We start from the raw sequence: 22,590 nt of genomic DNA on the forward strand, positions 1-22,590 counted from the left end.
TAATTGAGTCTAATCGCGCTGCCCACCCATGATGCCAAATAAAGCCAGCAAGTTGGTGAAGACGTTATAGACATCAAGGTAGATGGCTAGAGTAGCCATTACATAGTTGGTTTCGCCGCCATTAATAACGCGTTGCACATCAACCAAAATAAAGGCTGAGAAAATGGCAATTGCTAGAATCATCACCGTCAGCATGAGTGCAGGTAATTGCAACCAGATATTGGCCAAGGAAGCCACGATGAGGAGCAATACGCCAACCATGAGCCATTTGCCCATACCTTGGAAATCACTTTTGCTAACAGTTGCAATAGTTGCCATGGTGGCAAAAATTAAGGAAGTGCCGCCAAAGGCAAGCATGATTAAGGTAGCGCCATTGCTATAGCTGCTGAGGGTAAAGCCAATTAGGCCTGACAGCATGAGACCCATAAAAAAGGTAAAGCCTAGCAGAAGCAAAACACCGATGCCAGTATCTTTATTCTTATTTATAGCCCAGAAGAAGCCAAAGGCAACTGCCATAAAGACGATGAAACCTAAGAAAGGACTACCAGCAAAAGGTACAAACCCCATTGCAACTCCCAACCAAGCGCCAATGACGGTAGGCACCATCGAGAGAGCAAGCAAAGCATAGGTATTGCGCAAAACCCGGTTACGGATTTGCAGACTTGTTACAGAACCAGACTGTCCAAAGCCAAAAGAGTTTAAATCGCTCATTGAGACCCCTTCATTGTTAAATTAACTAAGCCAAAAATTGGCTTGTGTATTAAGTATAGACAAAATAGGTTAATTTCAAGGGCTTTCGTAAAGATAGTACTGCTAAAGGGGTTATCCCCTGTAAATTCAATCACTTAGCTAATTTACCCTTAAAGGTAAGATGGTCTAGGGATGTATAATTCTATGGGCGTTGCTAAGCGACGCAGCTTTCAGCATCTGCAGCAAGGATGCCCTTTTTGGGGCTCTAACACTGCTTTTTACGATCTTTGATTCAGTACTGGAGTTATGCATGGCAATGGAACGCACTTTATCTATTATTAAACCCGACGCAGTAGCTAAAAACGTCATCGGGCAAATCTACGCGCGTTTTGAAGCGGCTAAGCTCAAAATAGTGGCCTCGAAAATGGCGCACTTATCGCAATCGGAAGCTGAGCAGTTTTATGCTGTGCATAAAGAGCGGCCTTTCTTTAACGACTTAGTCAAGTTCATGATTTCTGGTCCGGTGATGATTCAAGTATTGCAAGGTGAAAACGCCATTGCAAAGAATCGTGAGTTAATGGGCGCGACTGATCCAAAGAAAGCTGATAAGGGCACGATTCGCGCCGACTTTGCTGACAGTATTGATGCTAATTCAGTACATGGCTCTGATGCCCCTGAAACTGCTGCGGTAGAAATTGCCTTCTTTTTTCCTGGCATGACTATTTTTAATCGTTAATGTGAATTCACCCCGCATCAATCTCTTAGATTTAGACGCCGAGGCAATGAAGGCGTACATTGTGGGTCTGCATGAAAAGCCATTTCGGGCAAAACAATTGCTGAATTGGGTGCATCAACGCGGCGTTGGCAATATTGCTCTCATGAGCGATTTAGCCAAGGGGTTTCGCCAGACTCTAAGCGAGCAGGCCGAAGTTTGTGCACTACCTGTTTTAAATGAAGCGCTAGCGACGGATGGCACCCGTAAATGGTTGCTAGATGTGGGCGGCAGTAATGCCGTAGAAATGGTGTTTATTCCTGAGGATGATCGCGGTACCTTATGTATTTCTTCGCAGGCAGGTTGCGCGGTGAATTGTTCTTTTTGTGCAACTGGGTATCAAGGTTTTTCGCGGAATTTAACCACGGGTGAAATGATTGGCCAGCTTTGGTTTGCTGAGCATCATTTGCGCGCCGACCCTAACGCCATTAAACGCATTGAAGAATATCCCACTCCAGGTTATGTTCACGAGGGCAGAGTGGTATCAAACGTAGTCTTCATGGGTATGGGTGAGCCCCTCCTCAATTACGATAACGTCTTGCCGGCCTTACGTTTAATGTTAGATGATCACGCATATGGTTTATCACGCCGTCGAGTGACCCTCTCAACTTCGGGGGTAGTGCCAATGATGGATCGCTTGGCACAGGATTGCCCAGTGGCTTTAGCCGTGTCTTTGCATGCGCCGAATGATGCCTTACGCGATCAGCTAGTGCCGCTGAATAAAAAATATCCCCTGAAAGAATTGCTAGCCGCTTGTGAGCGCTATTTACCTTATGCACCGCGCGACTTTATTACCTTCGAATATTGCATGCTTAATGAAGTCAATGATCAAGATGCGCAGGCACGAGAGCTGGTGCAATTACTAAAAGGCATTCGTTGCAAAATCAATTTAATTCCGTTTAATCCTTTTCCTGAGTCGGGCTTAACTCGCTCTTCGCCGCAACGGATTTTTGCCTTTAGTAATATCTTGCAAGAAGCGGGCATGATTGCGACGGTGCGCAAAACCCGTGGTGATGACATTGCAGCTGCTTGCGGACAGCTCGCAGGCGATATTATTGACCGTACTAAAGTTCGTGAGCGCACGGTTGATGCAGCACTGGGCGAGCAAACTGTGCAATGGTTGGAACGTTAATTATTAACAGGATGGATATGCGTACTACTCCTGATTCTGCTTGTCTGCCCCTCGGCCCTGCGCCGCGGCGCAGTTCCTTGCAGGCAACCGTATCTTGGCAAGATGTACATGTTACCGTGGGCGGAGATGCACCAGTGCGCGTGCAGTCAATGACTAATACCGATACGGTTGATGCACTTGGTACCGCGATTCAAGTAAAAGAATTGGCGCGTGCCGGTTCTGAATTAGTGCGTATTACGGTCAATACGCCTGAGGCTGCCGCAGCCGTGCCTTACGTGCGCGAAAAATTAGATGCGATGGGTATTTTTACCCCGCTGATTGGTGATTTTCATTACAACGGCCACACTTTGCTAAACGATTTTCCAGCCTGTGCAGAGGCGTTATCAAAGTACCGCATTAATCCGGGTAATGTGGGTAAGGGCGCTAAACGCGATCCGCAATTTGCCCAAATGATTGAAGTCGCTTGCCGTTATCACAAGCCAATTCGGATTGGCGTGAATTGGGGTAGCTTAGATCAAGCGCTGTTAGCCCAGATCATGGATGAAAATGCAATGCTTGCTGAGCCTAAAACAGCGCAAGCAGTGATGATTGAAGCTTTAATTCAGTCAGCCTTGCAATCGGCTACTAAGGCTGTTGAATTAGGTATGAGCCCAAATCAAATTATGTTGTCGTGCAAGGTGAGTGGTGTACAAGATTTAGTTGCGGTGTATCGCGATTTAGCCCGCCGCTGCAATTATCCTTTGCATTTAGGTTTAACCGAGGCAGGCATGGGTAGTAAAGGGATTGTGGCTTCGACCGCGGCTTTAGGCATTTTGTTGCAAGAAGGGATTGGCGATACCATTCGGGTTTCACTGACACCTGACCCTGGTGCACCGCGCGAAAATGAAGTGATCGTGGCTCAGGAAATTTTACAAACCATGGGCTTACGGAATTTCACGCCTATGGTCATTGCCTGTCCTGGTTGTGGGCGTACGACCAGTACGACTTTTCAAGAATTAGCAGCCCAAATTCAATCTTACTTGCGCCAACAAATGCCAGTCTGGAAAAAATCGCATCCAGGAGTTGAAAATATGAATGTGGCGGTGATGGGTTGTATTGTGAATGGACCCGGTGAAAGCAAGCATGCCAATATCGGTATTTCGTTGCCTGGCACTGGGGAAGCCCCTGCGGCACCAGTATTTGTTGATGGTGTCAAAGTGAAAACCTTACGTGGTACCGGTATTGCCGAAGAGTTTCAGGTGATTGTAGAAGACTATGTGAAGTCACACTATGGTAGCTCGGCAAGCTAATTACGTAAAATGAGTGCGCAAAAAATTCAAAAACTAGCGGGCGTGCGGGGTATGAATGACCGTTTGCCTACTGAGGCAAAGCAGTGGCTACATTTAGAAAAAATATTGTACGATTTAACCCGCGCTTACGGTTATGAGTTAATAAACACCCCGATTGTTGAGGCTACTGAAGTTTTTCAGCGCGGTATTGGCGTGGTTACCGACATTGTAGAAAAAGAGATGTATTCCTTTGAAGATCGCCTGAATGGAGAGCAACTCACTTTGCGACCCGAAGGAACCGCCGCAGTTGTGCGCGCAGTCATTGAACATAATTTACTGTACGACGGACCTAAACGCCTATGCTATATGGGACCCATGTTTCGCCACGAGCGTCCGCAGCGTGGGCGCTATCGACAGTTTCATCAATTTGGGGTTGAAGCCTTAGGTTTTGCGGGTCCTGACATCGATGTTGAAATTATCGTCATGGGGCAACGACTCTGGGATGAGTTAGGTTTACGGGGCGTACATCTTGAAATAAATTCTTTGGGCCAAGCAGCTGAGCGCGCTGCCCACCGTGAAGCTTTAGTCGAGTATTTCACGGCAAATACTGCAGCCTTAGACGCAGATTCGCAGCGTCGTTTACTGACTAATCCCCTGCGAATTTTAGACTCTAAAAATCCAGCAATGCAAGAACTGCTTGAACAAGCGCCACGTTTATTCGATTTTCTTGGCGCAGAATCGCTACAACACTTTGCTGCGGTACAGGCTTTATTAAAAGCCCAGAATATTCCCTGCAAAATTAATCCGCGGTTAGTACGCGGCTTAGATTATTACAACCTCACCGTGTTTGAATGGGTCACTACTGAACTTGGGGCGCAAGGCACTATTGCTGGGGGTGGGCGTTACGATCCTTTGGTTGAACGAATGGGGGGTAAAGCGGCACCCGCTTGTGGTTGGGCGATGGGCATTGAGCGCGTGCTTGAACTAATGGCCATCTCAGGATCAGTCCCCGAAGCCGAGGCAGTGTGTGATGTGTATGTTTTACATCAGGGTGGTGAAACCTTAACGGCCGCTTTTATTGCTGCTGAACAATTGCGCAGTGCTGGCATGGATGTTGTTTTATTTTGTGCCCCCGATGGCCAAGCGGCAAGCTTTAAATCCCAAATGAAAAAAGCCGATGCGAGTGGTGCCGCCTTTGCTGTAATTATTGGCCCTGATGAATTGGCGCGCAGTGAAGCCCAAATTAAAGACTTACGCGGGTTGGGTAAGCAATATGCAGTTCCGCTAAATCAGGTCTTGGATGCCATGATTGAAGCCTTAGTTTCTGCTTCGGAATAAAATAGCCTGCCCTTGATCCCACTTTACTCATTTATTTAATTTACGTTTACCTTACGGATTGTTATGCCACTGGACCTAGAAGAACAAGAACATTTAGATAACTTTAAAGACTTTTGGAAAAAGTATGGCAAGTTATTGACTGGCTTATTAACTGCTATTTTATTAGCTTATGCGGGCTATAGTGGTTGGCAATGGTGGAAAAATAATCAAGCAATGGAGGCCTCAAAACTGTACGGCACCATGTTGAGTGCGGTGGCCAAAGGTGATAAAGAACAAATCTTTCGCGCAGTAGACGATTTACAAAATCAATTTGGACGTACAAGTTATGCGGCCATGTCGGGTTTAGTTGGCGCAAAAATTGCTGCAGATGCAGGCGATACAGCAAAGGCGCTAAGCTATTTACGCTGGACAAGTACTAAAGCAACCGATTCTGCATATGCAGGGGTAGCCAAAATGCGCTTGGTAGCCCAATTAATTGAACAGGGCGGTGATGCGGCGATAACTGAAGCCGACCAACTATTAAAAGAAAAACCGGTTAGTGGCTTTGAGGCTTTATGGATAGAGCGGCGTGGCGATTGGTATTTATCACAACAAAAAATAGCTGAGGCGCGCACGAATTATCAAACCGCGTGGAAAATGATGCTGCAAGCAAAAGAATTGCCCGATGAAAGCCGCCGCTTATTAAAGGTAAAACTGGATGCTGTAGGTGGTGTTTAATGCGTAGGGCTTTATTTGCTTTACTCGCTTTGCTAGTATGTTCAATGCTGGCATGCTCGGGCTCTTCGCGAACTCGCAAGCCTAACGATCTGACGGCAGTGACTAATCAATTTGAAATGAAAGAAATTTGGGCAGCGAATGTTGGCTCGTCCGAACCCTATTATTTTGATCCGATGGTAGCTGGCAATTCAGTCTATGCTGCTTCTGCTAGTGGCAAATTAGTAAGACTAGATTTACAAACTGGTAAAACGATTTGGGAAGTGAGCGTGCCCGATAGGCTAGCTGTAGGCCCAGGGTCGGATGGCAAAACGACAGTGGCGGTTTCAGCTAAGGGGATGGTTTATGCCTTTGATGAAGCCGGAAAAAATATGTGGTCAGTTTCAGTTGGCAGTGAAGTATTAACTGAGCCCATAGTGGCCGCTGGCACCGTAGTGATTCGCACGCTCGATAATCGTTTTATGGGCTTAGACGTACTCACAGGGAAGCGCCGTTGGTTTTATCAGCGCCAACAGTCGGTACTGTCATTGCGTGTAGGTTATGGCATGCTGCTTGTTAATAATGAAGTAATTGTGACAGGCCTATCGAGTGGCCGCTTCGGCATGATTGGGGTAAATAATGGGGCCCTGATTTGGGAAACATCGGTTTCTTTTCCAAAAGGATTTTCTGAAATTGAGCGTTTAAATGATGTATCCGCCAAGCCAAGCTTGGAGGGTGATAAATTATGCGCCGTATCGTATCAAGGCAAGATCGGTTGTAGCATGGTACGCACGGGAAATTTAATTTGGTCTAAGGATTTTTCGAGTTACACCGGTACTGCGCAGGGCCCTGAACTGGTTTTTGCTAGCAATGAAAAATCGCAAGTAGCGGCTTTTAAGAGCGCAGACGGAACGCAGGTTTGGGAAACGAGCAAGCTCAATTGGCGTGACTTAGGTGAGCCTACCGCCATCGGGCGAGTGCTGTTATTTGGTGACGCTGAAGGTTATTTACACGCTATCTCACAGGCGAATGGCGAGATTGTGGCGCGCATTCGGCACGATACCTCACCCATTGCGTCGGCCCCGGTGGTCGCCGGTGGCCTAGTTCTAGTGCAGTCTCAAGGCGGTAAATTAGTTGCCTATCAACCTAAATAAAGTTTACTTTATGAAACTTGTCCCATGAAACCTGTCATTGCAATTGTTGGTCGGCCTAATGTAGGTAAATCGACTTTGTTTAACCGCTTAACGCGCTCACGCGATGCAATTGTGGCTGATTTTTCTGGCTTAACCCGTGATCGACATTATGGCAATGGACGCCTAGGTAGTCGCGGTTTCATTTGCATTGATACCGGTGGCTTTGAGCCTGTAGCGAAAACTGGCATCGTCGCGGAAATGGCCAAGCAAACTAAACAAGCAGTAGCGGAATCGGATGTGGTGATTTTCTTGGTTGATGGGCGCTTAGGTTTGGCCCCCCAAGATCGTGTCATTGCCGATTTCTTACGTAAAACAGGACGGCCGATTGTTTTGGCAGTAAATAAAACCGAGGGTATGTCAGCGGGCGTTGTTACCGCTGACTTCCATGAGTTAGGTCTGGGTGATCCCATGCCGATTTCCTCAGCTCATGGTGAAGGCGTGCGCAGCTTAATTGAGGATGCGTTGGATGACTTGGGTGTGCCTGAAGAGGATGATGAGGCTGAGGTGCTGGGTGCAGATAAACCGCTCAAGATTGCTGTGGTGGGTCGTCCTAATGTAGGTAAGTCGACATTAATAAATAAACTGATTGGCGAAGAGCGGGTGATTGCTTTTGATCAACCTGGCACAACCCGCGATGCCATTGAAGTACCCTTTGAACGTGCTGGTCGCCCCTATATTTTGATTGACACCGCTGGCTTGCGGCGTCGCGGTAAAGTGTTTGAAGCGATTGAAAAATTTTCAGTCGTGAAAACCTTGCAAGCCATTGCCGACGCCAATGTGGTGATTTTGATGCTGGATGCTCAACAAGATATTTCTGAGCAAGATGCCCATATTGCTGGGTTTATTGTTGAAGCCGGGCGAGCCTTAGTGGTGGCAGTAAACAAATGGGATGGCGTCGACGCTTATGTGAAAGAGCGTTGCCGTTTAGAGATTGCGCAAAAACTGCGCTTTCTCGATTTTGCCAATGTTCATACGATTTCAGCGCGCAAGGGCTTTGGTCTAAAAGAACTGTTCAAAGATGTTGATGCTGCGTATAAAGCGGCCACGACGAAGATGCCCACCCCGCGTTTAACGCGAATTTTGATTGAGGCTATTGAACATCAGCAGCCCAAACGGGTGGGGATGGGGCGTCCGAAAATGCGTTATGCACACCAAGGGGGCATGAATCCGCCAATTGTGATTATTCATGGCACTGGCCTTTCTGGCGTTACAGATAGCTATAAACGCTTTCTAGAAGGGCGGTTTAGGGCGGTTTTTGGTCTCCGTGGGACACCGATGCGTATTGAATTACGCACCAATCGTAACCCTTACGTTGATGATGACAAAAAGAAGAAGCGATAATAAGATTCTGTTTTGAGTTTGAAAAAATCAAGACTCCCATTAGTGCTTAAAGGAGCGGTATGAATAATAATAAAAGTCAGATGTTGCAAGACCCTTTTCTCAATGCTTTGCGTAAAGAGCATGTGCCTGTTTCGATTTATCTCGTGAATGGCATTAAATTGCAAGGCAATATTGATTCATTTGATCAGTATGTGATTTTGCTGCGCAATACGGTGACGCAAATGGTGTACAAACATGCTGTTTCTACTATCGTTCCTGCCCGCGCAGTGACTTTTCGCCTAGATGAGGAAGAGCCCTCTGCATAAAACTAGTATTGACGCTGTGCGAGCGGTGCTAGTCGGCGTTGATACTGGCTTAGCTGATTTTCCCGAAAGCATGGCAGAACTTGCTTTATTGGTGGAAAGCGCAGGAACATTGCCAGTGGCTAATGTCATTGGGCGCCGCGGCAAAACTGATCCTGCTTTATTTATTGGGTCTGGTAAAGCTAACGAACTGAAGCACATTCTTGAAGAGCAAGAAGCGGAGTTGGCGATTTTTAATCATCCTTTATCGCCTAGTCAGCAACGCAATTTAGAGCGCCACTTGGGGCGCCATGTGCTCGATCGAACCGGGTTAATTTTAGATATCTTTGCCCAACGGGCGCAAAGTCATGTGGGTAAAACCCAAGTTGAGTTAGCCCATGTGCGTTATCGCATGTCGCGTTTAGTGCGGGCTTGGAGTCACTTAGAGCGGCAAAAGGGTGGTATTGGCTTACGGGGCGGTCCAGGTGAAACCCAAATGGAGTTAGACCGGCGCATGTTGGCTACACGTGCTAAGCGACTTGAGCTTGAATTGGCGAAGTTACAGCGGCAACAACGAACTCAACGCCGCTCACGCAGTCGCAAAGAAGTTTTCTCAGTGTCGTTGGTGGGCTATACCAATGCGGGTAAATCAACGCTCTTTAATGCTTTAACAAAGGCTGGTGCCTATGCGGCCGATCAATTGTTTGCCACCCTCGATACCACTTCACGCAAAGTGCATCTGCCTGAGACGGGGTCGATTGTAGTGTCCGATACGGTGGGGTTTATTCGCGACTTGCCCCATCAATTGGTAGAAGCTTTTCAAGCAACCCTAGATGAAACGATTCATGCCGACTTAATTTTGCATGTGATTGATGCAGCTAGCTTAGTTTCACGCGAACAACGGGCTGAAGTCGAGCGGGTTTTGCAAGATATTGGGGCTACTGACATTCCGCGCCTAGAAATCATGAATAAAATTGATTTAATGCCTGAAACCTTTGCCCATGGGCCTATTGTCAAGAGGGATAATAATGGCTTACCCAACCAAATTTTCCTTTCAGCACAGGCTGGCTTGGGCCTTGACTTACTCCGTAGTGCTTTAGGCGAACATGCCCAATTGGCTGATAGAATTAGGGCTCAAGATGACCGAGCCAAAAATCACACTAACGCCACTGATTTATTAGCTCCCTTAACCGATCGACCTGACTCTGCCGAATTTAATCCCCTCCCTTCCCGTAGCTATTCGCCACATAATGCATAAACTGCTTGCACTTTTTTCAGTAAAAGACCCAGGCTGGGGCAATAGTAGCAACAGTAATGATGCTAAAGACTCTGGCAATGGCGAGGCTACGCCTGCAGGCGAAACTAAGCCGCCAGCCGCTGAGGGGTCTCCAGGAAATAGCCCAGAAAATATACCCACAGTCAGCCCACAACCACCCTCCAAGCCACCTGAGCGACCCACCGATGGGCCGCCCGATCTGGATGAGCTCTGGCGCGATTTCAATAATCGCCTGAATAATTTTTTTGGCGGTAAAAAAGGCCCCAAAAGTACTACAAATAATTCTGGCAATTCATCGCCAAATAAAGCGCCATTTAATAAGCCCTCGAATAATGGTGGCGGCGGTAAAAACCAAGCACCATTTAATTTTAATTTTACGAATCCCTTTTCCAGCAAGGCAAGCTTTGGCTTTATTGCAGCTGGTGCGGTCTTGTTTTGGTTATTAAGTGGTTTCTTTATTATTCAAGAAGGTCAGGCGGGTGTGATTCTCACCTTTGGTAAATACAGTTACACCGCTGGGCCTGGCATTAACTGGCGTATGCCTTGGCCCATTCAGGCGCAAGAAATTGTGAATTTATCGGGCGTTCGTTCGGTTGAAGTAGGGCGTCCAGTCTTAATTAAGTCAACTAACTTAAAAGATGCATCGATGTTGACCGAAGATGAAAACATTATTGATGTGAAATTCGCCGTGCAATATCGTTTAAAAAATCCGACAGATTATTTATTTAATAATCGTAATCCGGATATTGCCGTAACTCAGGCTGCTGAGACGGCAATTCGGGAAATTGTGGGCCGCAGCAAAATGGATACCGTGCTTTATGAGGGGCGTGAAAAAATTGCCATTGACTTAGCTATCTCAATTCAAAAAATCTTAGATAGTTATAAAACCGGTATTTATATTACGAGCGTGACCGTGCAAAATGTGCAACCCCCCGAACAAGTTCAGGCCGCATTTGATGATGCCGTCAAAGCCAGTCAAGATGCTGAGCGTTTGAAGAGCGAAGGTCAAGCATACGCAAACGATATTATTCCGCGCGCTAAGGGTACTGGCGCACGTTTACTGCAAGAGGCTGAAGGCTATAAAGCACGAGTCATTGCAACTGCTGATGGTGATGCCACCCGCTTTAAACAAATTTTGACGGAATATGCAAAGGCACCTCAAGTCACGCGTGATCGGATGTATATCGACACGATGAAGGAAGTCTATAGCAATGTAACGAAAATTTTGGTCGATACCACTAAGAGTAATAGCCTCTTGTATTTGCCCCTCGATAAAATTGCCGCGCAAGTGAGTGCTGAAAGTGCCCAGGCGGCTGCGGCAGCACCCAATAGCAGCATGGGTTCGGGTTCGGTTGGTAGCTCTACTGGAGTACCTAGTTTGCCAGCTACGGGCTCGGTCACGGTTTCACCAGCACAGCCTGCGTCTGGCTCTGCGGCAACGGGCGGCAGTAATAGTTCGGTTGATAAACGCGATGGCTTACGCAGCCGCGATCGGGATGCCCGCTAATGAATATGAATCGCGTACTTGCTGCTTTAATTGGACTCATTGCCATTATTTATTTATTGGCTTCCAGTATTTTTATTGTTGACCAACGGCAGTTTGCAGTGGTATTTTCCTTTGGTCAAATTGTGCGGGTAATTCAAGACCCTGGTTTGCAATTTAAGTTTCCTGCCCCATTTGAGAATGTGCGCTTTTTCGATCGCCGCATTTTAACGATCGATAATCCTGAAGCTGAGCGTTTCATTACCTCCGAAAAGAAAAATCTCTTGGTTGATTCTTATGTGAAGTGGCGCATTGTTGATCCGCGTAAGTTTTTTGTGAGTTTTAGAGGTGATGAAAGTTTAGCGGTCGATCGATTAAATCAGCTAGTTCGTTCAGCTTTGAATGAAGAGTTTACGAAACGTACCGTACGTGAACTTATTTCTGAGCAGCGCGAACAAGTGATGCAGGGAATTCGTAAGAAAGTAGCCGATGATTCTGCCGATATTGGTGTTGAAATTGTTGATGTGCGTTTAAAGCGCGTCGACTTATTGGCTGAAATTAGCGATTCAGTGTATCGACGCATGGAAGCAGAACGCAAACGCGTAGCTAATGAATTGCGCTCTACGGGCGCAGCTGAGTCGGATAAAATTCGTGCCGATGCCGAGCGCCAGCGCGATGTTATTTTGGCTGAGTCGTATCGGGATGCGCAAAAAATTAAAGGCGCTGGCGATGCGAAGGCGACCGCCTTATACGCCGAAGCGTTTGGTCGGGATTCCCAATTTGCTCAGTTTTATCGCAGTTTGGAGGCATACCGCAGCTCTTTCAAAGATAAGAAAGACTTGATGGTGGTTGAACCCAGTGGTGAGTTCTTCAAGTTTTTGCATAAAAAGAGCCAATAAGACGACCCGCTCTTTAGGGCCTAAAAGGCCGCAGACTCAGAGTTCTGCGAGATTCCCCAGCATTGCCCATCATCAAGCATAGTTGAGCCATAATATTAGGCATGAACCGTTGGTTATTACCTGAAGATATTGCTGATATTTTGCCAGCTGAGGCTGCCAAAGTAGAGGCTTTGCGTCGCCGCTTGCTCGATTTATATCAATCTTATGGCTATGAGTTGGTGACCCCACCCTTAATCGAGTTTCTCGATTCTTTGTTAACGGGTACTGGTGCGGACCTTAATTTACAAACCTTTAAGTTAGTTGATCAGCTCTCAGGGCGTACCTTAGGCTTGCGGGCTGATATGACACCCCAAGTTGCTCGGATCGATGCGCATTTATTAAATCGAGATGGCGTAACCCGCCTATGTTATGCGGGCTCGGTTGTCCATGCCCGCGCCAGCATTACTAGTGCGTCGCGCGAAGAGGTGCAATTGGGCGCGGAAATTTATGGTTGCGCTAGTTTGGATGCGGATTCTGAAGCGATTTCACTTTTATTGCAAACCCTGCGTTTGGCTGGGCAAGAGCAGGTCTATCTCGATTTATCGCATGCCGGAGTATTGGCTGGCGTGTTAGAGGGCGTAACGCTAACGCCTGCAGATATGCAAACTGTATATGGCTTATTGCAAAGTAAAGATCGCCCCAGTTTGGTGGCCTGGTCGCAAGCCGTGCCCACCGATTGTGCTAAAGCCTTGCTAGCACTAACGCATTTAAATGGACCGAGTAGCGAGGTTTTAAAAAAGGCCCGCAAAGGTGAATTTGCTTTGCCAAATAATCTTCAAGTACAGGAATCTTTATTGCAATTAGAAGCGTTGCTCGCGTCAATGACTGAGCTCGCGCCTACTACCGAAATGAGTATTGATTTAGCAGATTTACGCGGTTATCAATACCACACTGGGGTGACGTTTGCGGCTTATATTGCTGACTTAGCTCAGCCCATTGCGCGCGGTGGTCGCTATGATCAGGTTGGAGCTGCTTTTGGGCGCGCGCGCCCCGCAACTGGGTTTTCACTCGATTTGTTGACCTTAGCAAGTCTTTCTAAGGCATCCGCTCTGCGGCCGGCAATACGTGCACCCTGGCTTTCTGATGCGGCTTTATTGGCCCAAATTTCCCAATTAAGGGAGGCTGGCGAAGTGGTGATTCAGATCAAGGTGGGGGAGGAATTTTTAAGTTCCCAATTCCAGTGTGATCGAGAATTGGTTCAGCAAGGTAAAAACTGGGTGGTAAGCCCATTAAGGTCGGTAAAATAGCCCGTCTTGATCAAATTTGGATTGAATATGTCTCAGCAGCAAAGTAAGCAAAACCCTGGCCAACCCAGGTCAGCCAAACGCGGCCGAAATGTGGTGGTAATAGGCACTCAATGGGGTGATGAAGGCAAAGGCAAGGTAGTCGATTGGTTAACTGATCATGCTGCTGGCGTCGTGCGCTTTCAAGGTGGCCATAATGCGGGACATACTTTAATTATCGGTAATAAAAAAACCATTTTGCGTTTAATTCCTTCGGGAATCATGCATCCGCAGGTCATTTGTTATATCGGTAATGGTGTTGTGCTATCGCCTGAAGCACTCTTTAAAGAAATTGGTGAGCTCGAAGCCGCCGGATTAAATGTCTGCGATCGCCTGCGTATTTCTGAAGCAGCGACGTTAATTTTGCCGTATCACGTCGCAATTGATAACGCCCGCGAGAAAAAACGGGGGGCAGCGAAAATTGGCACTACCGGACGTGGCATTGGCCCCGCATATGAAGATAAAGTAGCCCGCCGTGCTTTGCGTGTGCAAGATTTGTTTTATCCCGAAAAATTTGCCGCGCAATTGCGTGAAAATTTGGAATATCACAATTTTGTTTTAACCAATTACTACGGAGCGAGCCCCGTTGATTATGAAGCTACTTTAGCTGAGGCCATGAGTTATGCAGCGCGCCTTAAGCCGATGGTTACCGACGTTTCTAGTGCTTTATATGCAGTCGAACAAGCTGGGCAAAATTTATTATTTGAGGGTGCTCAGGGTACGCTGCTCGATATTGACCACGGAACCTACCCTTATGTAACTTCGAGTAACTGTGTGGCGGGGAATGCAGCCGCGGGTTCTGGAGTAGGCCCCGATTCTTTGCAATATATCTTGGGTATTACCAAAGCCTATTGCACCCGAGTGGGCGCTGGCCCATTTCCTAGTGAGCTTTATGATTTCGATAATCCTGCGAAGCAAGACCCAGTTGGCATCCGCTTAGCTGAAGTGGGCAAAGAGTTTGGCTCAGTAACAGGCCGCCCGCGTCGCACGGGTTGGCTTGATGCGGCCGCATTAAAGCGCTCAATTCAGATTAATGGGCTAACTGGTTTATGTATCACTAAATTAGATGTGCTCGATGGCCTTGAGCAGGTCCGCTTATGTGTGGGTTATCGTTTGGAGGGCAAAGAGCTCGATGTATTGCCGCGGGGTGCAGAGGCAGTAGCTTTATGTGAACCGATTTATGAAGATTTTCCAGGTTGGCAAGATAGTACTGTTGGTATTCAAAATTGGGACCGCCTACCAATTCAGGCACAACACTTTTTGCGTCGTATTGAAGAAGTCGTTGGCAAACCCATTGCCATGGTGTCGACTGGGCCAGAGCGCGATGAAACCATTTTGGTGCACCATCCTTTTGAGGCGACGCATTAAGCGGTAATGTGTAATTTATAGGCTATTTTTATTGTGAGATTTATTTAAAGGTTTTTATCATGACTGTACGTATTAACTGTTTTGGTTTGCAGGTTGCCGATTCACTTTACCGTTTTATTGAGGATAAAGTGTTACCAGGTCTGCAGATTAAAAGTGCTGACTTCTGGAAGGGCTTTGCCGCAATTGTTAAAGACTTAACCCCAATTAATGACGCATTGCTGGCCAAGCGTGATCGAATCCAGCGTGATTTAGATAAATGGCACCAAACTCATCCAGGCCCAATCAAAGATATGCCTGCGTATCGCCAGTATCTAAAAGAAATTGGCTATATAGATGAGATACCAGCCAATGTAGTGGCTTCTACTCAGAACGTCGATGATGAGCTTGCTCTCCAAGCGGGCCCCCAGTTGGTTGTTCCTGTGCTCAATGCGCGCTATGCTTTAAATGCAGCTAATGCTCGTTGGGGCTCTTTGTATGACGCGCTCTACGGTACAGACGTATTGTCTGAAGAGGATGGTGCTACCAAAGGCGGAGCGTTCAATCCAATTCGTGGCGCTAAGGTTGTAGCCTATGCGCGGCAGTTTTTAGATCAGGCTGCACCTTTGCTTAAAGCTTCATATAGCGATGTGGTGGCTTATACCGTGGTAGCCAATAAACTGGCAGTGAAGTTAAAAGATGGTAGCACTACTGGCTTGCTTGATGAAAAACAGTTTGTGGGCTACCAAGGTGATCCTGCCGCGCCTTCATCTGTTTTACTACGCAATAATGGTATTCATATTGATATTGAAATTGATAAGACGAAAACCATCGGTGCTAGTGATTTAGCTGGTGTAAATGATGTCGTACTAGAAGCTGCGCTCTCTACCATTCTGGATTTGGAAGATTCAGTAGCGGTTGTTGACGCCGATGACAAAGTACTCGCTTATGAGAACTGGTTAGGTATTCTCAAAGGGACCTTAGTTGAAGAGGTGAGTAAGGGTGGCAAAACTTTTACCCGCCGCCTCAATCCAGATCGTCAATACAAAGCCGGTATTGGCGCAGTAAATGCAAAAGATGGCTTGGTGACCTTACATGGCCGATCACTATTATTCCTGCGTAACGTTGGTCACCTGATGACAAATCCTGCCATCATTACTAGTGAAGGTAAGGAAGTTTACGAAGGCATCTTAGATGCAGTCGTGACCGTATTAATTGCTTTATATGATATTAATCGCCCAGCAGCACAAGCGATTGGCAATACCCGTAAAGGTTCTGTATACATTGTTAAGCCTAAAATGCACAGTCCTGAAGAAGTTGCATTTGCTAGCGAGCTCTTTAGCCGTGTTGAGAAATTGCTTGGCTTGCCAGAGAACACCGTCAAATTAGGCATCATGGATGAAGAGCGGCGCATGAGCGTCAATATTAAAGCTGCCATTGCGGCAGCTGGTGCACGCGTTGCTTTTATTAACACTGGCTTTTTAGATCGTACTGGCGATGAAATTCATACTGGTATGTATGGCGGTGCCATGGTCCGTAAAGGCAAGATGAAGGTCGGCAAATGGTTCAATGCGTATGAGCGCCGCAATGTCTTGGCTGGCTTAGATTGTGGTCTACGGGGTCGCGCACAGATTGGTAAAGGCATGTGGCCTGCACCAGACCTCATGCGAGAAATGGTAGAGCAAAAAATCGCCCACCCTCAGGCTGGTGCCAATACAGCTTGGGTGCCTTCACCCACAGCTGCTACTTTGCATGCTATGCACTATCACCAAGTCAATGTGGCGAAAATTCAAGAAGACATGGAGAAAAAAGATACTGCAGCTGAGTATGAATCGTTAATGGATGATTTATTGACTGTGCCAATTGCGCTCTATCCAGATTGGACTAAAGAAGAGATTCGCGAGGCGCTTAATAATAATTGCCAAGGTATTTTAGGTTATGTGGTTCGTTGGATTGATCAAGGTGTTGGCTGCTCGAAGGTGCCGGATATTTACAACGTTGGATTAATGGAAGATCGCGCGACATTACGTATCTCTAGTCAGCATATCGTCAATTGGTTACTGCACAAAATTGTGACTGTAAATGAGGTAAATGAAGCCTTGCAACGGATGGCTAGCATTGTTGATATGCAAAATGCAGGCGATCCCCTCTACAAACCAATGATGCCAAATTACAAAGACTCATTCGCTTTTCAGGCAGCCAGTGATTTGATCTTTAAAGGACTCGAGCAACCCAATGGTTACACTGAGCCGCTGCTACATGCTTGGCGTAGGCAAGTAAAAGGGGTATAGCTTACCCGTGTACTAAGAAAGCTTGGAATAGTGGTGCCCAGAAGAGGACTCGAACCTCCACAACCTTTCGATCGCCAGCACCTGAAGCTGGTGCGTCTACCAATTTCGCCATCTGGGCAATGGGCTCTATTATAGGGGGTATCTGGTTATTTTTTACTCTAATCTTGATTTGAAAGAAATGCATGTTGAAAGTAAGCAAGCGTAAGACTGAAGCTTCAGTGCAACGCGAGGCCGATCGGATTGGCACAGTACAAGGTCATCGTGATGGTTTTGGCTTTGTGATACCGGATGATGGTGGCGAAGATATTTTTTTATCGGAACGCGAAATGTCACGGGTGATGCATGGCGATCGCGTAAATGTAAAAGTGCTTGGAGTCGATCGTCGGGGTCGACCTGAGGGGCAAATTGTCGAAGTGCTGGTGCATGCTAACCGCCTCGTCATTGGGCGTTTGCTGAATGAAAACGGAGTATTGATTGTGGCCCCTGAAGATATGCGGATTGGCCACGATATTTTGATTCCCCCAAAGGGCCAAGGAAATGCTAAGTTAGGCCAAGTGGTCAGCGTAGAAATTATTGACTACCCCGATAGTTATCGGCAGGCAGTAGGGCGGGTGGTAGAGGTGTTGGGTGAAATTGATGACCCTGGGATGGAAATTGAAATTGCGGTACGTAAGTACGGGGTGCCTCATGAATTTTCAGCTGCTGTTATTAAAGAAGCCGCCGCATTACCTGACGGTGTTCTGCAAGCTGATTTAGAGGGTCGAGTTGATTTGCGCGACATACCATTAGTGACAATTGATGGTGCTGATGCGCGCGATTTTGATGACGCGGTGTATTGCGAGCCGACCCTGTTTGGAAAATCGAAAGCCTGGCGCTTAATTGTGGCTATTGCTGATGTTTCGCATTATGTCAAACCTGATCGTGCTCTGGACGATGAAGCCTTATTACGAGCGACCTCGGTATACTTTCCGCGGCGCGTGATTCCGATGTTGCCAGAGAAAATCTCCAATGGCTTGTGTTCATTAAATCCTGGAGTCGATCGTTTATGTATGGTGTGTGATGCGGTAGTCGATTTACAGGGCATTGTTTTGGCGTATCAGTTTTATCCAGCAGTTATGCATTCAGCACAGCGGTTTACTTACGACACCGTGTGGGAAATTTTAAGTAATTCGAAGGGGCCAGAAGCAGCTCGTTTCGCAGCATTTCGTACTGAATTAAGTAATTTATATCAACTATATAAGATTCTTGATGCAGCGCGTGAACGGCGCGGGGCGATTAATTTTGAGACCACTGAAACCCAAATTATTAGTAATGAATTAGGCAAGATTTTACGGATTGAGCCACGCATCCGCAATGAAGCCCATAAAGTGATTGAAGAATGTATGTTGGTAGCTAATGTGTGCGCTGCTGATTTATTGGCACAAAATAATCACTATAGCTTGTACCGCGTGCATGAAGAGCCTTCTGCAGAAAAACTAGCCACCTTAAGGCAAGCTTTGCGTACCTCAGCCCTTAGCTTAGCGGGGGGTGATAAACCACAGCCCAAAGACTTTGCGCGCTTAATTAAGGAAATTAAACCGCGGCCCGACTCAATGATGCTGCAATCATCGGTTTTGCGCTCCATGCAACAAGCAGTTTATCAGCCTGAAAATGCTGGGCATTTTGGTTTGTCTTATCCTGCTTACGCCCACTTCACCAGCCCGATTCGGCGGTATCCTGATTTATTGACGCATCGGGCGATCAAAGCCATTTTGCAGAAAAAAACCTATCACCCAACTCTGCCAGAGCGGGTGCCCCTGAATCTCACCTTACCTCGCAAAGGCACTGCTCGTGCGAATGCCGTAGCCGCTAAAAAATCGCATGGTGAGGCAGTGCAATCTCGCTTAGAGTCCAAAGGAATCAAAGGGCCTAAGGGTGCACAAGGTGATAAGGGTGCAAAGGGACAGCACTTGAGTTTGCCTGTTTGGGGTCAGTTAGGGGTCCATTGCTCAGCTAATGAGCGCCGTGCAGATGAGGCTTCACGTGATGTTGAGGCTTGGCTGAAATGTTATTACATGCGCGATCATTTAGGGCAAGAATATGCTGGCACGATTACCGGGGTAGCTAATTTTGGTTTATTTATTCAACTTGAGAATCTTTTTGTTGAAGGCATGGTTCATGTGACAGAATTGGGCGGTGATTATTTTCAATACGATGAGGCTCGCCAAGAATTACGCGGCGAGCGCACAGGTATTCGTCATCGTCTTGGTGATCGACTACATGTATTAGTAAGTCGAGTTGATTTGGACGCACGCAAAATTGAGTTTAGTTTAGTCAAGTCGGTTGGCGTAGAGGGCGGTGGCTCGCGGACCCGTAATTTAATGTTGGCTGCGGATACTGGGCGCCCTCATAAAAAAGCAGCTTCAAAAAAAACCCGTCCCGATAGTAAAGCGCCTGTTAAAGGCTCACAAGGAAGCGCGATTAGCGCGGCGACTGGTAGCGCGAATGGAGCCAATCGTAAGGCTGCTACCAAGAGCGGCAAGCATAAAGCAAAAGGCCGCGGAGCACATAAACCCGCTGGTAATAAGCCGCCAGTGCGTAAAGGTAAGCGTAAGTGAAAAATATCATTTTGGGTTTTCATGCAATTCAAACCCGCTTACGTTTAGACGCCCAAAGTTTACGTGCAGTCTATTACGATCCTGCGCGGCGTGATCGCCGTATGGGTGATTTTTTAAAACAAGCAACACCATTATTAGGCGATCGCTTGCATTCTGCCAATTCTGAGCGTTTACATAGCTTGGCAGGGCATGATCGGCACCAAGGCCTTGTGGCGCTAGCAGACAAAATGACTGTGGCGAGAACATTACCTGAATTAGTAGATGGTATCGAGGGACCAGCTTTGCTGTTAGTTCTAGATGGCGTTACCGATCCGCATAATTTAGGCGCCTGTTTGCGAGTGGCGGATGGCGCAGGGGTACACGGGGTTGTGGTACCCAAAGACCGTTCGGCGCACGTAAATGCGACGGTTACTAAAGTTGCCAGCGGTGCAGCAGAGGTAGTACCTTTAATTCCAGTAACAAATTTAGCGCGCAGTATGAAAGAGTTAAAGGAAATGGGTATTACCTTAATTGGTACCGATGAAGAGGCCGAGTTATCAATTTATGATCTTGATTTAACTGGCTCAATTGGCATTGTGATGGGCGCTGAAGGTGATGGTATGCGGCGATTGACGCGCGAAAACTGTGACCAGTTGGTGCGTATTCCGATGCAGGGCGTGGTCGAAAGCTTAAATGTTTCCGTTGCCAGTGGGGTTTGTTTATTTGAGGCAGTAAGACAACGCTTAGCTCTTATTTAAGTAATTGTTCTAATTTTTCAATATCAGCACAGAAGCTGCGAATGCCTTCGGCGAGTTTTTCAGTCGCCATGGCATCATTATTGAGTTGTAAACGAAATGCGGCTTCCTTCGTGTTGAGTTCAGTAGCCGATAAGTCATTCAGGGCTTCTGCATGTAACTGGCGTACGACGGGTATTGCACTATCTTGTAGGTTAGACAGTAATTCTGGGCTAATGGTTAACAGATCACAGCCGGCTAGCTCAATGATTTGCCCTATGTTGCGAAAGCTCGCTCCCATCACCTCTGTCTGAATACCAAATTGTTTGTAATAGCGGTAAATACGTTTAACAGAATTGACGCCAGGATCACTGGCGCCGCCATGAGTAGCATCCACCCAATTCGTTCCTAAGCGGGTTTTATGCCAATCGGTTATGCGCCCCACAAATGGAGAAATAAGGGTTGCCTTGGCTTGGCCACAAGCCGCTGCTTGAATTAAGGAAAACAATAAGGTCATATTGCAATGAATACCTTCAGCCTCCAGTTGTTTAGCGGCCTGAATGCCTTCCCAAGTAGCAGCTAATTTGATTAATATGCGCTCTTGATCAATACCTTGTTTTGCATACAGGGCAATGAGATGACGTGCTTTGGCGATGGTTGCGGAGGTATCAAATGATAGTCGGGCGTCAACTTCTGTTGAGACCCGACCTGGCACAATTTGGAGGATTTCTAAGCCAAAAGCAACTAAAACATGGTCCATGAGCTCGGTGGCGCTTGCCTGTGGATGCGCTTGCTGAACTCCTTTAACCAAATCTGCATAAGCACTTTGTTGCACGGCTTTCAGGATTAAAGAGGGGTTGGTAGTGGCATCTTGCGGCTGAAATTGGCGCATCCGTGCAAAATCGCCGGTATCGGCTACAACGGTGGTGTACTGTTTAAGTTGATCGAGGCTATTCATCGGTATTTATCTTCTTTTGACATATCATAATGAATTCAGAGGGGAGGCGGACGTGAATCCAGAAGAATTAAAACGCTTAGTGGCTCAAGCCGCTTGTGACGAAGTCTTAAAGCTGCCCGCTGGACAGTGTTTGGGTATTGGCACAGGCTCGACTGCCAATTGGTTTATTGATTTGTTAGCACCGCATCGCAACCACTTCGCTGGCGTTGTTTCAAGTTCGATAGCCAGTACGCAGCGCCTTATTCAGCAAGGTTTTTATGTTTTTGATACCAATCAAGTAGCTGATTTACCAGTCTACGTCGATGGGGCCGATGAAATTAATCCTCAGGGCCACATGATTAAAGGGGGTGGCGGCGCTTTAACGCGTGAAAAAATTATTGCGGCAATGGCCAAGCGCTTTATCTGTATTTGTGATGCCTCAAAACAAGTTGCTGTATTAGGCCGCTTTCCCTTGCCGCTGGAAATTATTCCCATGGCAGAGCCTTCTATTAGACGTACGATCGCTGCTTTAGGCGGTGACGGCCATTTGCGCATGGTTGGCACAACAGGTCAACCTTTTATGACTGATAACGGTGGCTGGATTGTGGATGTGCACGGTTTATCAATTAATCAGCCCGTGCAATTAGAGCTGCAGATTAATCAAATACCTGGAGTCGTTAGTGTTGGGCTCTTTGCCCAACGTAAAGCTGATTTACTCTTAGTCGGGAGCGCTACTGGGGTGGCGGCGGTGGCACATAGCCAGTAGCCATATCAGCGCCATCCTCAAAGAAATGTTTTTCAGCTTGCTTTAAGAGGTATTGGCGTGCGCGGGCATCGACCATATTCAGGCGATTTTCATTAATCAGCATTGTTTGGTGTTTAAGCCAGCCAGCCCAAGCTTCTTTTGACACTTGTTGCCAAATGCGCTTCCCTAATTCGCCCGGTAAAGGAGCAAAATCAAGACCTTCAGCTTCTTTATTGAGTTTGATGCATTGAACCATGCGTACCATGAAAAAACCT

The 22,590-nt window shown here is 47.0% G+C and carries 20 protein-coding genes and 1 tRNA gene; 17 read left to right on the forward strand and 4 right to left on the reverse strand.

All coding sequences use genetic code 11. The features are described 5' to 3' along the window. Positions 1 to 9: 9 nt before the first annotated feature. On the reverse strand, positions 10 to 711 hold the full coding sequence (locus LZT21_RS05995) for a Bax inhibitor-1 family protein (RefSeq protein ID WP_233989866.1): 702 nt from the start codon (positions 709 to 711) through the stop codon (positions 10 to 12). A 289-nt stretch (positions 712 to 1,000) separates the two neighbouring features. Here LZT21_RS05995 and ndk point away from each other — a divergent pair, with 289 nt between their 5' ends. The 14 genes from ndk (at position 1,001) to LZT21_RS06065 (ending at position 17,323) form a co-directional block, all read left to right on the forward strand. Continuing rightward, the gene (ndk, locus tag LZT21_RS06000; RefSeq protein WP_233923703.1) at positions 1,001 to 1,426 is read left to right on the forward strand and encodes a nucleoside-diphosphate kinase; all 426 of its coding nucleotides are present in this window, start codon (positions 1,001 to 1,003) and stop codon (positions 1,424 to 1,426) included. A 1-nt stretch (position 1,427) separates the two neighbouring features. After that, positions 1,428 to 2,594 (forward strand): 23S rRNA (adenine(2503)-C(2))-methyltransferase RlmN, encoded by a 1,167-nt coding sequence (gene rlmN, locus LZT21_RS06005; protein ID WP_370634794.1) that lies wholly within the window; start codon positions 1,428 to 1,430, stop codon positions 2,592 to 2,594. Positions 2,595 to 2,605: 11 nt separating this feature from the next. Next, positions 2,606 to 3,883, forward strand: a complete 1,278-nt coding sequence (gene ispG, locus LZT21_RS06010) for a flavodoxin-dependent (E)-4-hydroxy-3-methylbut-2-enyl-diphosphate synthase (protein WP_233923702.1) — start codon at positions 2,606 to 2,608, stop codon at positions 3,881 to 3,883. A gap of 9 nt (positions 3,884 to 3,892) precedes the next feature. Then, on the forward strand, positions 3,893 to 5,200 hold the full coding sequence (hisS, locus tag LZT21_RS06015) for a histidine--tRNA ligase (RefSeq protein ID WP_233989868.1): 1,308 nt from the start codon (positions 3,893 to 3,895) through the stop codon (positions 5,198 to 5,200). 63 nt (positions 5,201 to 5,263) lie between these two features. Further along, a complete protein-coding gene (locus LZT21_RS06020) occupies positions 5,264 to 5,917 on the forward strand; it encodes a tetratricopeptide repeat protein (protein ID WP_233989870.1) in 654 nt (217 codons plus the stop codon). Further along, positions 5,917 to 7,047 carry an outer membrane protein assembly factor BamB gene (bamB, locus tag LZT21_RS06025; protein WP_233923699.1) on the forward strand — a complete coding sequence of 377 codons (1,131 nt, stop codon included), beginning with the start codon at positions 5,917 to 5,919 and terminating at the stop codon, positions 7,045 to 7,047. The genes LZT21_RS06020 and bamB overlap by 1 nt, the downstream gene beginning before the upstream one ends. 24 nt (positions 7,048 to 7,071) lie before the next feature. Next, positions 7,072 to 8,427 (forward strand): ribosome biogenesis GTPase Der, encoded by a 1,356-nt coding sequence (gene der, locus LZT21_RS06030; protein WP_233936626.1) that lies wholly within the window; start codon positions 7,072 to 7,074, stop codon positions 8,425 to 8,427. A 59-nt stretch (positions 8,428 to 8,486) separates the two neighbouring features. Further along, complete coding sequence (gene hfq / locus LZT21_RS06035) at positions 8,487 to 8,732, forward strand: RNA chaperone Hfq (RefSeq protein ID WP_233923697.1); 246 nt, start codon at positions 8,487 to 8,489, stop codon at positions 8,730 to 8,732. After that, positions 8,710 to 9,966 (forward strand): GTPase HflX, encoded by a 1,257-nt coding sequence (gene hflX / locus LZT21_RS06040; RefSeq protein WP_233989872.1) that lies wholly within the window; start codon positions 8,710 to 8,712, stop codon positions 9,964 to 9,966. Before hfq ends, hflX begins: the two co-directional genes overlap by 23 nt. Further along, a complete protein-coding gene (hflK, locus tag LZT21_RS06045; protein WP_255696440.1) occupies positions 9,959 to 11,491 on the forward strand; it encodes an FtsH protease activity modulator HflK in 1,533 nt (510 codons plus the stop codon). The genes hflX and hflK overlap by 8 nt, the downstream gene beginning before the upstream one ends. A gap of 5 nt (positions 11,492 to 11,496) precedes the next feature. After that, complete coding sequence (gene hflC, locus LZT21_RS06050) at positions 11,497 to 12,366, forward strand: protease modulator HflC (RefSeq protein WP_233923741.1); 870 nt, start codon at positions 11,497 to 11,499, stop codon at positions 12,364 to 12,366. A 101-nt stretch (positions 12,367 to 12,467) separates the two neighbouring features. After that, the gene (locus tag LZT21_RS06055) at positions 12,468 to 13,652 is read left to right on the forward strand and encodes an ATP phosphoribosyltransferase regulatory subunit (protein WP_233989874.1); all 1,185 of its coding nucleotides are present in this window, start codon (positions 12,468 to 12,470) and stop codon (positions 13,650 to 13,652) included. A 27-nt stretch (positions 13,653 to 13,679) separates the two neighbouring features. Beyond that, the gene (locus LZT21_RS06060) at positions 13,680 to 15,056 is read left to right on the forward strand and encodes an adenylosuccinate synthase (protein WP_233923694.1); all 1,377 of its coding nucleotides are present in this window, start codon (positions 13,680 to 13,682) and stop codon (positions 15,054 to 15,056) included. 59 nt (positions 15,057 to 15,115) lie between these two features. Then, entirely contained in the window at positions 15,116 to 17,323 is a 2,208-nt protein-coding gene (locus LZT21_RS06065; RefSeq protein WP_233989876.1) for a malate synthase G, read from the forward strand. A 31-nt stretch (positions 17,324 to 17,354) separates the two neighbouring features. On the opposite strand, the gene LZT21_RS06070 is transcribed toward LZT21_RS06065, so the two are convergent. Next, positions 17,355 to 17,441 (reverse strand) — tRNA-Leu (locus tag LZT21_RS06070). Between the two features lie 64 nt (positions 17,442 to 17,505). Here LZT21_RS06070 and rnr point away from each other — a divergent pair. Continuing rightward, positions 17,506 to 19,920, forward strand: coding sequence for a ribonuclease R (rnr, locus tag LZT21_RS06075; protein WP_233989878.1), 2,415 nt, complete (start codon positions 17,506 to 17,508; stop codon positions 19,918 to 19,920). After that, positions 19,917 to 20,657 (forward strand): 23S rRNA (guanosine(2251)-2'-O)-methyltransferase RlmB, encoded by a 741-nt coding sequence (rlmB, locus tag LZT21_RS06080; protein WP_233923691.1) that lies wholly within the window; start codon positions 19,917 to 19,919, stop codon positions 20,655 to 20,657. Before rnr ends, rlmB begins: the two co-directional genes overlap by 4 nt. Here rlmB and tal read toward each other — a convergent pair. Further along, complete coding sequence (gene tal / locus LZT21_RS06085) at positions 20,650 to 21,591, reverse strand: transaldolase (RefSeq protein ID WP_233989880.1); 942 nt, start codon at positions 21,589 to 21,591, stop codon at positions 20,650 to 20,652. The two genes, rlmB and tal, sit on opposite strands and share 8 nt — an antisense overlap. 52 nt (positions 21,592 to 21,643) lie before the next feature. On the opposite strand from tal, the gene rpiA reads away from it, so the two are divergent. Further along, entirely contained in the window at positions 21,644 to 22,336 is a 693-nt protein-coding gene (gene rpiA / locus LZT21_RS06090) for a ribose-5-phosphate isomerase RpiA (protein WP_233923689.1), read from the forward strand. Here the strand turns inward: rpiA and LZT21_RS06095 are convergent. Then, positions 22,302 to 22,580 carry an oxidative damage protection protein gene (locus LZT21_RS06095; RefSeq protein ID WP_233923688.1) on the reverse strand — a complete coding sequence of 93 codons (279 nt, stop codon included), beginning with the start codon at positions 22,578 to 22,580 and terminating at the stop codon, positions 22,302 to 22,304. The genes rpiA and LZT21_RS06095 overlap by 35 nt on opposite strands. Positions 22,581 to 22,590: the final 10 nt, after the last annotated feature.

The organism is Polynucleobacter sp. IMCC 30228, assembly GCF_021395205.1.
In the GTDB taxonomy this organism is placed as follows: Bacteria; Pseudomonadota; Gammaproteobacteria; order Burkholderiales; family Burkholderiaceae; genus Polynucleobacter.

What these genes read in the sequence shown, in the direction of transcription:
- LZT21_RS05995 (WP_233989866.1), bottom strand. Translation starts at nt 711, where the DNA reads ATGAGCGATTTAAACTCTTTTGGCTTTGGACAGTCTGGTTCTGTAACA.
- ndk (WP_233923703.1), top strand. Translation starts at nt 1,001, where the DNA reads ATGGCAATGGAACGCACTTTATCTATTATTAAACCCGACGCAGTAGCT.
- ispG (WP_233923702.1), top strand. Translation starts at nt 2,606, where the DNA reads ATGGATATGCGTACTACTCCTGATTCTGCTTGTCTGCCCCTCGGCCCT.
- hisS (WP_233989868.1), top strand. Translation starts at nt 3,893, where the DNA reads ATGAGTGCGCAAAAAATTCAAAAACTAGCGGGCGTGCGGGGTATGAAT.
- LZT21_RS06020 (WP_233989870.1), top strand. Translation starts at nt 5,264, where the DNA reads ATGCCACTGGACCTAGAAGAACAAGAACATTTAGATAACTTTAAAGAC.
- bamB (WP_233923699.1), top strand. Translation starts at nt 5,917, where the DNA reads ATGCGTAGGGCTTTATTTGCTTTACTCGCTTTGCTAGTATGTTCAATG.
- der (WP_233936626.1), top strand. Translation starts at nt 7,072, where the DNA reads ATGAAACCTGTCATTGCAATTGTTGGTCGGCCTAATGTAGGTAAATCG.
- hfq (WP_233923697.1), top strand. Translation starts at nt 8,487, where the DNA reads ATGAATAATAATAAAAGTCAGATGTTGCAAGACCCTTTTCTCAATGCT.
- hflX (WP_233989872.1), top strand. Translation starts at nt 8,710, where the DNA reads ATGAGGAAGAGCCCTCTGCATAAAACTAGTATTGACGCTGTGCGAGCG.
- hflK (WP_255696440.1), top strand. Translation starts at nt 9,959, where the DNA reads ATGCATAAACTGCTTGCACTTTTTTCAGTAAAAGACCCAGGCTGGGGC.
- hflC (WP_233923741.1), top strand. Translation starts at nt 11,497, where the DNA reads ATGAATCGCGTACTTGCTGCTTTAATTGGACTCATTGCCATTATTTAT.
- LZT21_RS06055 (WP_233989874.1), top strand. Translation starts at nt 12,468, where the DNA reads ATGAACCGTTGGTTATTACCTGAAGATATTGCTGATATTTTGCCAGCT.
- LZT21_RS06060 (WP_233923694.1), top strand. Translation starts at nt 13,680, where the DNA reads ATGTCTCAGCAGCAAAGTAAGCAAAACCCTGGCCAACCCAGGTCAGCC.
- LZT21_RS06065 (WP_233989876.1), top strand. Translation starts at nt 15,116, where the DNA reads ATGACTGTACGTATTAACTGTTTTGGTTTGCAGGTTGCCGATTCACTT.
- rnr (WP_233989878.1), top strand. Translation starts at nt 17,506, where the DNA reads ATGTTGAAAGTAAGCAAGCGTAAGACTGAAGCTTCAGTGCAACGCGAG.
- tal (WP_233989880.1), bottom strand. Translation starts at nt 21,591, where the DNA reads ATGAATAGCCTCGATCAACTTAAACAGTACACCACCGTTGTAGCCGAT.
- LZT21_RS06095 (WP_233923688.1), bottom strand. Translation starts at nt 22,580, where the DNA reads ATGGTACGCATGGTTCAATGCATCAAACTCAATAAAGAAGCTGAAGGT.